Raw genomic sequence first — 12,697 nt, 5'->3', positions numbered from 1 at the left:
CCCATAAATGAATCCATTTCCCCCAGTTCCAATAAATACCCGTCCAAAACTGTTCATATCCCCGGTAATTAGGGCTTGCTGAAAAAAGATAAAAAGCCGAGAGAGTCGGGAGGAGGAAAGGGCAGAAAGGGATAATGGTGCAAGAAATTAGTGTACAATAGCCCAAAAACCTTGCAGGAGTCGAGGAAATGTACCGAAAAGAGGAGCAACCGAACACATCATCTTATGAAGAAACTAGCTCATAGTTCCGAAACGGCAATTACTATTACTTTTTTAGTTATGAATCTCTCTGTCATTCTTAGACAGATTTTTGGGTCAATTCAATTTGACGAACAACGGTTAAAGCCGAATAGGAAACTCCGGCTGTTCCCTCTCCAGGATGGGTAGAATCTCCTACTAACCAAAGATTTTTGATCGGGGTACGATTCCCCAAACCAAAGGGCCCAAAAGTGGAAACCCGTTGACCGACTCCGCCAACAACTCCTTGATCCCGTGCGGTATAGCGTTCAAAGGTGCGAGGTGTGGCGGCTTCTTGATGGAGAATAGTTTCTGGAGTTAGGTGAAAGTAAGACCCTAAACGGGCGATCGCCTTGTCCATATATTGTTGTTTTAAACCTTGATAGTCCTGAGAATCCCACCATTGTTGGGTTTCAGTAAAACTTGAAGCGATAATCGTGGCTTGTCCGGCGGGGGCGCGTCCATCTCCGGGGTGACTTACGGAAACGAAAAGAGAATTATTTTCACCAATAGCCCCTTGATCATAGAGGAATTGTAGATGGGGCGGGCATTCTGGGGGTATGGCGATCGCTTGTACTCCTAAATAGATCACAAATGCTCCCGACGCCGGAGGAAGTTGCTTAATTCGTCGTTGATAGAGAGGTAATAAAATTGAAAATTGCCGATGATTTTTGTGGTTTTTATCTAACAATTTAATTAAGTTTTGTGGGGTAATATTAGCTACCATAAGATCGGCGGTTTCATGAATAATTTCCCCGGTTTTTTGATTCCTAATTTTCACGGCGATCGCTTGATCCGGTTCTGTTTCAATGGCGTCAACGGTATGCCGCATTAACAGTTTACCCCCATCTCGTTCTAGGGCTTGGACTAGGCGATCGCTTAATACCTGCATACTTCCTTGAAGATGAGATAAACCCTGCGGTTCCTGAGAAACTCCCAAAGCCGTTGCCGCGTACAATAAGGCCGTTTCCTCGGTGTCTACCTGAGAATATAACTTCAGTTGCAGATCTAAAAAGGTTTTCAGCCGCCGATCACCGTCTAAATTATACAACCGTAGGGCATCAGCCACGGTCATCAGGGTAAAAGGCAGGGTAATCAAGGTATCGGGGCGAACCGCTTGGATCAATTGCCACAGATCCCATAAATTCCCAGGAGGGAGCACGGGATCACGGGATTGAAACCGCCAACTAGCATGAAATAGGGTAGTCATTAACTGCCAAAAGGGTTCACTCCCGGGAAATTGTCGCTGTCTTTCCTGTTGCCATTTTTGGGGATCTCGCCACACCTGAATCGGTTCAGTTTCTTCGGGTAAAAAAACGGCACAAGCGGGATCACAGGGAGTCGCGGCGGGTAATTCAATTCCTAACTCCTTGAAAATACGGTGATGAATCCCACCCGGTTCGAGTCCGGCTACCTGAGTCGCTCCGACATCAAAGGTAAACCCCCGACGTTGAAAGGTAGAAGCACACCCTCCTGGGACAATTCCTTGGTCGAAGATTAAAACCGAATATCCTCGATGGGCCAACAATGCCCCGGCGGTTAATCCCCCAATTCCAGCCCCAATCACGATCACTCGTTCTGTGTTCACCTTAGTAGATCCCTAGTTACTTAATATATAGCAATCTTAAATGATTTGCGATCAGAATATAGAACCCCACCCTAGCCCTCCCCTTAGTAAGGGGAGGGTTGGGAGGGGTCGAGATAGATGGAAATATTACAACTGATTTAGGATTGCTATATTTTAATACATTAAAGAATTTGAGACAGAAACTTTTGAGTTCGTTCTTCTTGAGGATTGGTAAAAAATTCTTCTGGGGTTGCTTCTTCGACTAAAATTCCATCGGCCATTAACACAATTCTATCGGCAACTTCCCGCGCAAATCCGACTTCATGGGTAACACAAACCATCGTCATTCCCGACTCGGCTAAAGTTCGCATCACGTCTAAAACTTCCCGCACCATTTCAGGGTCTAAAGCAGAAGTAGGTTCATCAAATAACATAATTTTAGGCTGCATTGCTAAGGCTCTAGCAATCGCAACTCGTTGTTGTTGGCCGCCAGATAATTGACCAGGATATTTTTTTGCCTGTTCTAAAATCCCGACTCTTTCTAATAATTGTAAAGCTACTTCTTCGGCTTTTGCCTTCGGCCAACGTCTGACCCAAATCGGAGCTAAAGTAACATTTTGTAAAATACTTAAATGGGGAAATAAATTAAACTGTTGAAATACCATTCCCACTTCTTTGCGAATTTCTTCAATATCTTTTAAATCATGGGATAAATTAATTCCATCTATGACAATACTACCCTGTTGAAATTCTTCTAAGGCATTAAATGTGCGAATAAAAGTCGATTTTCCCGAACCAGAAGGCCCCATAATCACCACCACTTCCCCCCGTTTCACCGAAAGGCTAACCCCTCTAAGGGCGTGGAAATTATTGCCATACCATTTATGTACATCGGTAGCAATAATAGCAGTATCTGACATTGATGATGAACTGGGGTTGGTATTAGGTTGTATTTGTGTCATGGCTTTAAATTGGGGTTAGTATTCAGCAGTAGATTCATTGTTCTATACATTATTATCGAAGATTTGGGTTTAAAACCCCGTCCTTCTAGGACGGCTTTGTGCTAAAATTAAGTTGGTGTGAAAAAACCCACCCTATCAAAGATACTCCGAAACAAATAACAAGGTTGAAAGTCCTGCGGGGTTGACGATGAGAAAGGGGAAGCGGAAGTAAGGCAATGGTATCAGTCCACCCTTGAACGCACTCAAAATTAAATCTTTTCTTGAAGTGGCGGAAGGGCATTCTGACACTTTAAACGGACGTGGAGACAGTGTAAGACTACTCAAAGAGTAGCGACAGTCTGTGAAGCGTCAACCCCGTTCAGCGACCTCCTTAAACAAGTGGCGTGGTGAAGAATCACCGTACCTTCAGGTCGGTGAGGATGTCAAAATTAAGAGTATGTTAAGTGCTTAAGGGAACCACAATTGAATCAGCCTTCTATTTTAGTGGTCGATGATCAACCTCGTAATTTTGATGTCCTGGAATCACTGTTAAGCAGTCAGAATTATGAGTTACACTATGCTTCTAGTGGACAGGAAGCCCTCGAATCCCTAGAAATCATCCCACTGGATCTAATTTTATTAGATGTGATGATGCCAGAAATGGACGGGATTGAGGTTTGCTCCCGGATTAAAGCCAATCCCCAATGGCAGTCAATTCCGATTATTATGGTGACGGCATTAACGGAGAAAGAAGACCTGGCTCTATGTTTAAGTGCCGGTGCTGATGATTTTTTGAGCAAACCCGTTAATGGTCTGGAACTTCGCGCTAGAGTTCATTCGATGCTGCGGATTAAGCAACAATACGACAATCTACAAACCCTGCTGAAATTGCGAGAAGATCTGGTCAAGATGTTAGTTCATGATCTTAGAAATCCCCTAGCTGGGATCTTGTTAGGATTGGAGATGTTGACCCATCCCAAGCTATCACCAGAGGCAAAACAAGAGAAAATAGTTACAATAAAATTATCAGGGCAAAAGTTATCAGGCTTAATTGATGATTTATTGCTGATGGCGAGGATAGAATCGGGTAAAATTGCTCTCAATCTCAGCCCAGTTAATCTGGGAAATATGCTGCGGGAATTGGTTAAAGATTTTGAATTTAACGCCTCTCAAAAAAAGATTGAAATCATCACCCAAATTCCTGATTTTGATGGCACGATTAAGATAGATCAAGCGATGTGTCAGCGAGTTTTAGATAATTTACTCTCTAATTCTATTAAGTTCTCTCCCCAAGAAAGTCAGATTATCATCAGTGCTGAACATCTCCCCGAAGGAGGGACAAAAATTAAAATAGCTGATTATGGGCAAGGCGTACCCGATAATTTAAAACAATGTATTTTCGAGAAATATGAAATTGGGACTCTGATGCAAGGTGTCTCTCAAATCGGATTGGGATTAGCTTTTTGTAAAATGATTGTCGAAGCTCATGGTGGCACAATTAGGGTGGAAAATAATCAACCCCAAGGAGCAATTTTTGAAATTACCTTCCCCAATAATATTACCTAACTAGCCTGATTCAGATCATGTTGACATCGTTGACATCGGCAAGTGCTATCACCCAAACGGAACTAACATCTGCCATCGTGCGTAATCCCCTGATTATTGCACCGGATACGACCGTTAGGGATGCGATCGCACAAATGAGTGGACTGCATACAGTTTGTTCGACGTCCACCATCGGCAATAACCGACCAGAGGAATTACACCTTGAAGCTCGGTCAAGTTGTGTCCTAATTGCTGAGAATCAGAAATTATTAGGCATTTTCACCGAGAGAGATGTGGTACGCCTGAGTACCGAGAAACGCTCCTTAGAGAGTCTGCTCGTCCGGGAGGTCATGGCCCATCCAGTTGTCACCCTCTATGAGTCGGCTTTTACGGATTTGTTTTTTGTGATTAACCTGCTCAAACAGCGCCGGATTCGCCATTTACCCATTCTCAACGACCAAGATCAAATAGTTGGACTGCTCACCCACGAAACCCTAAGACAAACATCCCGTCCGACAGATTTATTGCGGTTACGTCTGGTCGCAGAAGTGATGATTGCGAACGTTGTGTCCGTGTCTCCCAATAGTCCCATATTACAGATCGCCGAATTGATGGCAAAGCATCGTGTCAGTTCCGTGGTGATTGTACAAGAACAAGATAGCCTATTTATCCCCATTGGCTTTGTAACTGAGCGAGATTTAGTCCAGTGTCAGGCATTAAACCTTGATTTAGAAACCTGTATGGCCGATCAGGTGATGAATATATCGGTTTTCCCAGTCAGAAAAGATGATTCTCTCTGGGTAGTGCAACAGATAATGGAACAACATTTGATTCGGCACTTGGTGGTAACGGGTGAGAAGGGTGAACTGCTGGGAATTATCACCCAGACCAGTATTTTACAAGCCCTCAACCCCCTGGAATTATACAAATTAGCCGAAGTTTTAGAACAGAAGGTATCACAGTTAGAAGCGGAGAAAATAGAACTTTTAACCCATCGGAATTTAGAATTAGAACGTCAAGTCGAAGAAAGAACGGCTATCCTCAAGGCAAAAGCCAAACAAGAGGAGTTAATCACTAATCTTGCCACTCAAATTCGTTCCTCTCTGAATTTGTCAGAGATTCTGAAGACAACGGTGGAACAAATCCGATCTCACCTCAATTGTGATCGGACAGTGATTTGGCAATTGCAAACCGATACCCATGTAATCGTTGCAGCAGAAGCCAGCAGCAGTCAAGATTTTTATGATCTAGGAACACAGACTACTGATCCCTGTTTTTCGGATTGGATCGATGTCTATACTCACGGACGGGTTCGGGTAGTGCCAGATATCTACACCACTCCCATGACCGACTGCCATCGTCAGAGCCTAGAAAACTTGCAAATTCGGGCAAAAATTATTGTTCCGATTCTGCTAGGACAAACCCTGTGGGGATTGTTAGTTGCTTCCGAAAGCAATGGGCCGCGCCAATGGTCAACAGAAGAAATTACCCTGTTACAACAACTGGCTACCCAAGTGGCGATCGCAATTCAACAAGCCACCGCTTACCAACAAATCGAAACCGAACTGGCAGAAAAACGCAAAATCGAAGCCGCCCTGATTGAGAGTCAAAATCGCTATATTACCCTGGCTGCTGCTGTTCCCGTTGGGATTTTTCGTACCGATACCGAGGGAAACTGCATTTATGTGAATACATCTTGGTGTTCCATGACCGGACTCACCCCCTCGGAAGCCATCGGTGGGGGTTGGACTCAAGCCATACATCCCCAGGATCGAGACAAAATCGTCTCGGAGTGGTATTTTGTCGTTCATGAAAATCGTCCCTTTCAGTTAGAATACCGCTATCAACGTCCCGATGGTTTAATCACTTGGGTATTTGGACAGGCGATCGTAGAACGTGATATTAACGGGGAAATCATTGGTTATGTGGGCACGGCTACCGATATTACTCAACGTAAACAGGATTCTGACATTCTGGAAAACTTGATTGAAGGTACATCCGCCGTCACCGGAGAAGACTTTTTCCCAGCTATGGCTGAACATATTAGCAAAGCCTTTGAACTTGATCGGATTGTAATTACAGAATTGCGTAACGGGGTCTTTTGTAAGTTAGTCGATTTCTCAAATCACCAATTTCAAGCTGATCATGTCAATGAAGATTTTGAAGAACTTTATGCTAAAAGTGATCTGGGTCTTGCCCTACAAAATCAATCCGGGGAGTCTCTGGGCTATATTGCGATCTGGAATAATACCCTCAAAAATTCATCCAATCTAGTCAATATCATTGATATTTTACGGGTTTTTGCCACCAGAGCCGAGGCAGAAATAGAAAGACTCAGGGTAACGGAAGCTCTGGAACAACGGAATCAAGAGCTACGCCAGGCACAATCATCATTAGAAGAATTTAACCTTTCCCTGGAAAGCCTGGTGCGACAACAGACTAAGGAAGTCATAAACCTCAATATTCTTCAAAAAGCTATTCTCGATGGGGCTGATTATTCTATTATTTCCACCGATCTTCAAGGCGTGATTCAGACCTTTAATGCTGGGGCAGAAAAAATGCTCGGTTATCGTGCAGAGGAGGTTATTGGTAAAGTCACCCTCACAAGAATCCACGATCGCAAAGAATTGAAAATTTACGCTGAAATCCTTTCCCAAAAGATTAATCGTCCCATTGAGCAAAGCTTTGAAGTTTTTATTGCACTCTGTAAAGGAGGCATAATCAATGATCAAGAATGGATTTATATTCGCAAAGATGGTTCTGACTTTCCGGTATCCCTATCTATCAATGCCCTCAAGGATATTAATCAGCAAATTATTGGCTTTTTAGCCATTGCTAAAGATATTAGCCAACGTAAAGAAGTAGAACTGGAACGGCAAAAGTTACTTCAAGAATTATCTGCCTTTAAACAGGGCTTAGATCAATCTGCCATTGTCTCTATTACTGATACCAAAGGAGTAATTATTTACGTCAATGATCGTTTCTGTGAAATTTCAGGTTATTCCCGTGATGAACTGATCGGAAAAACCCATCGCTTGATTAATTCTGGCTACCATCCTTCTGACTTTTTTAAACAATTGTGGCGCACGATTATCCAGGGTAAGGTTTGGCGGGGTGAAATTTGCAATCGAACTAGGAAAGGGGATTTATATTGGGTAGACAGTACCATTGTCCCCTTTTTAGATAGCCAGGGAAAACCGTTTCAGTATCTAGGGATTCGCTTTGATATTAGCGATCGCAAGAAAATTGAAGCTGAATTAGCTAAGAGTGAAGCTCAATTCCGAGGACTGGTAGAAGGAGCAAATGATGTAATTTGGTCTTTTGATCTTGATGGCTTATATACCTACCTTTCCCCCCAATTCGAGACGCTTTTTGGTTGGAAACCGAGTGAATGGATCGGTAAATCCTTTGTGGATCTGGTTCATCCTGATGATTTGGAAATCCTGATTAAAAATAATCACCAATATATCCTAGGCGGGGAAACAGCCCATAATCTTGAAATTCGACATCTTCACCGAGATGGTCATTATGTGTGGGTGAGAATTAGTGCGACGGCAATTAAAAATGAACAAGGAACAATAATTGGTCGTCAAGGAATTTTATCGGATATTAGCGATCGCAAACAATACGAAGCCCAACTGCAACAAACCAATCTGGAACTAGCCCGGGCGACCCGCATGAAAGATGAGTTTCTTGCTAATATGAGCCATGAATTACGAACTCCCTTAAATGCTATTTTAGGAATGTCTGAAGCCATGCAGGAGGAAATATTTGGCCCCCTGAATCAAAAACAACATCAGTCAGTACAAACTATTGAAAAAAGTGGGACTCATCTCCTGGCATTAATTAATGATATTCTCGATGTTGCTAAAATTGAATCGGGCAAAATTGAACTCAACTGCACCCCTACCCCTATAACAGAATTGTGCGAGTCAAGTTTGATCTTTATTAAACAACAGGCCCTAAAAAAACGCATTTCAATTCAGACCGAAATTTCCCCTTATCTGCCTAATTTATTAATAGATGAACGGCGCATCCGTCAAGTTTTAATTAACTTACTGAATAATGCGATTAAATTTACTCCCGAAGGCGGTGGAGTCTCCTTAACCGTTAAACTTGAATCTTCAACGGAAACCGCTTTAAGCAATCACTATATTAGTTTTGCCGTCACCGATACGGGTATTGGTATTGCTCATGAAAATCTCGCTAAACTGTTTCAACCCTTTGTGCAAATTGATAGTGCTTTAAATCGTCAATATATGGGGACAGGTTTGGGACTTACCCTGGTCAAAAAAATTGTGGAAATGCACGGTGGGGAGGTAAAAGTTAAGAGTACAATTGATCTCGGTAGTTGTTTTGCCTTCCGTCTTCCTTGTCAAGATTTACTATTAAAATCTCCTCAATCTTCCCAGGAAACCGCAGTCAATTTAGACCCAAATTCTACAACCCAAGTCTCAGAAAAATTTCCTATAATTCTGTTAGCAGAAGATCATGAAGCTAATATTATTACGATTTCTCGTTATCTGAAGGCAAAAGGATACCAAATCATCTTAGCGGAAAATGGTCAAGAGGCAATTGATCAGGCTAAATTACACAGGCCAGATTTAATTTTAATGGATATTCAGATGCCTGTTATGGATGGTTTAGAAGCAATTCAACGGATTCGTGAGGACAGCGATCTCAAACTAGCTAATATACCTATTATTGCCCTCACAGCCTTAGCAATGACCAGCGATAAACAAAAATGCTTAGAAGCAGGTGCTAATGACTATTTGACTAAACCTGTTAAACTCAGTCAACTCACAAGTACAATTCAACAAATATTAGCCCAAGGGAAAAACTAATCAATGTGTTATAGCAGGGAACACCGGAACAGCCCCCCCAAACCCCCCGTGCACGGCAGGGCTGGGGGGGGGAGGGAACAGGGTAGAAGATGTGTAATTAATTTTGTTTAGGTACTTATCTGTTTACCTCGTTGAGAAATATTACGAATTGGGGATAGAAAGAAGTGATTAGCCACCCGAACAAGTATTTGTAGGAAACATTCAGGGATGGAATATTAGTTACATTAAATCCGTGAGGATTTTTGCTACTTGATTGAGTTGTTGAGTGCTAATTTTAGTTTGACTAATCCCAGCAGCCGTCTCCCCTGCCCCTTGATTAATCATGTTGATCACCTCAACAATCTGCTGAATAGCGATATCTTGTTGGTTAATATTCATGGCGATTTGCTGTGAATTTAAGACCATATTATTAACAGAAGATGATACTTTGTCAAAAGTTAAGACCGTTGTTTCAGCCATTTGCATGATTTCGTTGACTGTGTGAGTTCCTTCTGTTGTTACTTTAATCGTTGAATTAATGGAATTTTTAATCTCTTGTACAAGAACATTAATTTGGTAAGCAGAGTGTTTGCTCTGATCTGCTAGTTTACGGATCTCTGAAGCCACAACACCAAATCCCTTACCCTGTTCCCCTGCCCGTACAGCTTCAATGGCTGCATTTAACGCCAGGAGATTCGTCTGCATGGCAATACTGCTGACTAAATTTGAGATTGTGCCGATTTCAATGGTCTGTTTTTCTAAGTCTTGGGTTTGCTGAACAATTCTCTCGGAATTGGTTTTTAGGGTAGCAATTCCTTGTACAGAGAGTTCTACTGCTTGGTAGCCTTCTTTGGTCAATGATAATACTTGATTGCCACTGGCAGAGGTGGTTTCTGCTTGATTTGCCATTTGCCTAGATGATGTTGCTAATTCATTGACCGTAGCGGTGGTTTGATTGACTGAGATTGATTGTTGATAGGTGATTCTTTCTTGTTCTTCGATGGTGGTGGCAATCTGGGAGGAGCTACTGGTAATATCAAGGGAGATTCTCTCGATTGGCTGTATTATTTCTTGTTGAATAAACCGAATGCTGATACCAATTAGTCCTAGGATAATAATAGTTCCGGTAAATATGGCAATCCTGGAAAGTTGTTCTGCCTGTTGCAATTCTTTTTGTCGATCTTCGAGTAGCTGATTTTCGACTTTGTACATTTCAATAAGTTTGACCCTGAGTTCATCCATTATTTTTTTTCCTTTGTCTGAGAGAACAAGGTTTCTTAACTCTTGCTCCTTACCACTCCGTTTGAGGTTAATCGTCATAGCTAATTCATCAAATTTATCCTTGATTAATAACTCTATTTGAGCTAATCTTTGCAGTTGTTCTGGATGATCTGAAATCAAGTTTTTTAATTCTATTTTCACGGATTCTTGATTTTTAAGTCCATCAGTATAGGATTCCAAAAATTCTTCCTCACCTGTGAAAATAAACCCCCTCTGTCCAGTCTCAGCATCGACTAAAAACTTTTCTAATGATCTTATACGCATCTTGACTTCATTGGTATGGTTAACCCAATTCATTGTTTTGACTACAGCTTGACTGTTAAGGTAAAAAATCAGACTCAGTATTAAATTCAGGAGAGCAATAGCTCCTAAACTTATCGGAATAACTAGCCCAAGTTTCCACCGGCTTTTTTGAAATTCTTGACTAATTTGCATAACCTGAATGTTTGCCTTCTGAATAACTTCATCGACTTTATAATAAATTCAGTGATTATGGGGAAGTTTTCTGTATGTGACTAACATTAATAGAGGTTTAATCCCATTCTAAATTATAGAATCCTTGCTAGAGATATCTGCAAATGTAACAAAAGTATGGAAACACAACCCAAGGAAATTAGGCGTTATGTTGTATCCGATGGAAAAATACCTTTTGATCAATGGTTTAATCGTTTGCGCGATCGCCAAGCTCAGTATAGAATAGACTTACGACTCAAAAAATTACAACTCGGAAATTTAGGAGATTGTCGTTTTATAGGAGAGGGCGTTTATGAATTAAAAATTGATTATGGAATTCTATTTCTATTAAAAAATAGCAATTATTTATGTTTAGTTAAATAGCGGTAAACTAGCTATATAATTTGATAGGTAAAGCCTCGGAAGTTCACCGAAAAATTGGAATGGGTTCCTATTTTTTATAATTAGTGGAAAATTTGACCCCTATCTGCGGAATGTGGGCTGTAACGCTTGCTGTAACTCGGCAGCAGTTCTGAAGTAGAGATTGTGTTGATCAATTAGTGCTAAATCAATGACTTCTGCTAGAGGCTTGGGAACTAAAGTATTCCGCTTGCGAATAGGAATCGGCTGGCTATTTAATACCACTTTCAAGAAATTTTCACCTTTAGAAAAGTTACGCGGGTACAAACCTGTAAGCATATTGTAAAGACAAGCCACCACAGCCCAAACATCGACCTCTGGTTTGGCATATTTAAAATCTAATACTTGCTGTCTACACATAAAAACGTATGTTCCAGAAACCGAGGGATTTTCTGAATTAGAATTATCGGGTGTACAAGTATCACTATTCAAACCTGCCAAATCAAATGCCTTTGCCAAGCCAAAATCTGCTATCTTAACCGTTGGTTTTTCGCCTTCTGAAACACAGAGAATATTCCCGGGTTTAAGGTCACGGTGAACGATACCTTTAATCGGTTTAATAGTACCATCAGGGAGTTGTTTAGGAGATAGTTCCAGATTATGAGCATAGTCTAACCCATCCAAAATTTGATGGATAATATGCAAAGCCAAGTCAAGAGGTAAGCGATATTGATATTGTTTGAGCAAGTCATTTACTGTGCCATAGGGACAAAATTCGAGAGCCAGAAATAACAAATCTTCGACTTCTCCAGCATCGAGTACCTGAACTATATGGGGATGGTTAAAATACTGGCTAACTTTGATTTCCCTGAGAAACTTTTTTCGGGCATTTTCATCCGCTTGTTTCTGGGGGCGAATTACTTTCAATGCGATAGGTTTTTCTGTTTTTTCATCATCAGCTAAATAGACTACACCAAACCCACCCCGTCCTAATTCTTTGCTAATAATATAACCCGGAATTTGTGGGGGTGAATTGAAGAAAGCTTGGCTGGGTGACGAAATGATAAATGGACTAGCATTGAATTCATTACTGAGAATTTCAATACTAACCCGCAGGGTTGTTTTACCGATGCAAATTTCATCACCTGTTTTGAGAGGATGAAATGGATAGTTATTTTGGCAACTTTCTTCAGGGGTTTGAGTAGCTGAACGTTGGCCAATTTTTTGGCCGTTGAGATAAGTCCCTGTGCAACTTCCATCGTCCCGAATTCTGACCTGTGGTGGTTGGGTTAGGGGGTTAATATCGAGGACGCAATGGTAGCGAGAAACAGTTGTATCGTCTTCGGGTAATTTGGGGTAGCAGTCAGGGTGACGACCCACAAGGGTTGTGATGATATTGTCAAAGACAAATTTTTGTCCCTGGAGACTACCAGAGGTGACTTCAAAGATGACTTGGGCTTCCATTGGCTAGGTTACGGCATTAACTAAGA

Annotated in this window: 7 protein-coding genes; 3 read left to right on the top strand and 4 right to left on the bottom strand. The window is 41.5% G+C overall.

Translation table 11 applies throughout. The annotated features are described in order from the left end of the window. Positions 1-298 precede the first annotated feature (298 nt). Together crtD and NMG86_RS19515 are read right to left on the bottom strand one after the other, a co-directional pair. The gene (crtD, locus tag NMG86_RS19520; RefSeq protein WP_026796310.1) at positions 299-1,825 is read right to left on the bottom strand and encodes a C-3',4' desaturase CrtD; all 1,527 of its coding nucleotides are present in this window, start codon (positions 1,823-1,825) and stop codon (positions 299-301) included. A 161-nt stretch (positions 1,826-1,986) separates the two neighbouring features. Beyond that, positions 1,987-2,766: an amino acid ABC transporter ATP-binding protein gene (locus NMG86_RS19515; RefSeq protein WP_026785519.1), complete on the bottom strand. Its 780-nt coding sequence runs from the start codon at positions 2,764-2,766 to the stop codon at positions 1,987-1,989. Positions 2,767-3,228: 462 nt separating this feature from the next. Between NMG86_RS19515 and NMG86_RS19510 the strand changes: the two genes are divergently transcribed. Then, complete coding sequence (locus NMG86_RS19510; protein ID WP_026785520.1) at positions 3,229-4,311, top strand: hybrid sensor histidine kinase/response regulator; 1,083 nt, start codon at positions 3,229-3,231, stop codon at positions 4,309-4,311. Positions 4,312-4,328: 17 nt separating this feature from the next. Next, on the top strand, positions 4,329-9,134 hold the full coding sequence (locus NMG86_RS19505) for a PAS domain S-box protein (RefSeq protein WP_052338540.1): 4,806 nt from the start codon (positions 4,329-4,331) through the stop codon (positions 9,132-9,134). Positions 9,135-9,353: 219 nt separating this feature from the next. On the opposite strand, the gene NMG86_RS19500 is transcribed toward NMG86_RS19505, so the two are convergent. Continuing rightward, positions 9,354-10,691, bottom strand: coding sequence for a CHASE3 domain-containing protein (locus NMG86_RS19500; protein WP_158442125.1), 1,338 nt, complete (start codon positions 10,689-10,691; stop codon positions 9,354-9,356). A 294-nt stretch (positions 10,692-10,985) separates the two neighbouring features. On the opposite strand from NMG86_RS19500, the gene NMG86_RS19495 reads away from it, so the two are divergent. After that, complete coding sequence (locus NMG86_RS19495; protein WP_071783053.1) at positions 10,986-11,231, top strand: type II toxin-antitoxin system RelE/ParE family toxin; 246 nt, start codon at positions 10,986-10,988, stop codon at positions 11,229-11,231. Between the two features lie 99 nt (positions 11,232-11,330). Here NMG86_RS19495 and NMG86_RS19490 read toward each other — a convergent pair whose 3' ends face one another. After that, positions 11,331-12,671, bottom strand: a complete 1,341-nt coding sequence (locus tag NMG86_RS19490; protein ID WP_026796308.1) for a protein kinase domain-containing protein — start codon at positions 12,669-12,671, stop codon at positions 11,331-11,333. Between the last annotated feature and the right edge of the window lie 26 nt (positions 12,672-12,697).

The sequence above is a fragment of the Planktothrix rubescens CCAP 1459/22 genome (genome assembly GCA_904830895.1).
GTDB classification, from domain to species: domain Bacteria; phylum Cyanobacteriota; class Cyanobacteriia; order Cyanobacteriales; family Microcoleaceae; genus Planktothrix; species Planktothrix agardhii.
This window is presented reverse-complemented; position numbering and strand designations above follow the sequence as displayed.

Coding starts and splice junctions, on each gene's coding strand:
- NMG86_RS19515 (WP_026785519.1), bottom strand. CDS start 2,766: ATGACACAAATACAACCTAATACCAACCCCAGTTCATCATCAATGTCA.
- NMG86_RS19505 (WP_052338540.1), top strand. CDS start 4,329: ATGTTGACATCGTTGACATCGGCAAGTGCTATCACCCAAACGGAACTA.
- NMG86_RS19500 (WP_158442125.1), bottom strand. CDS start 10,691: ATGAATTGGGTTAACCATACCAATGAAGTCAAGATGCGTATAAGATCA.
- NMG86_RS19495 (WP_071783053.1), top strand. CDS start 10,986: ATGGAAACACAACCCAAGGAAATTAGGCGTTATGTTGTATCCGATGGA.
- NMG86_RS19490 (WP_026796308.1), bottom strand. CDS start 12,671: ATGGAAGCCCAAGTCATCTTTGAAGTCACCTCTGGTAGTCTCCAGGGA.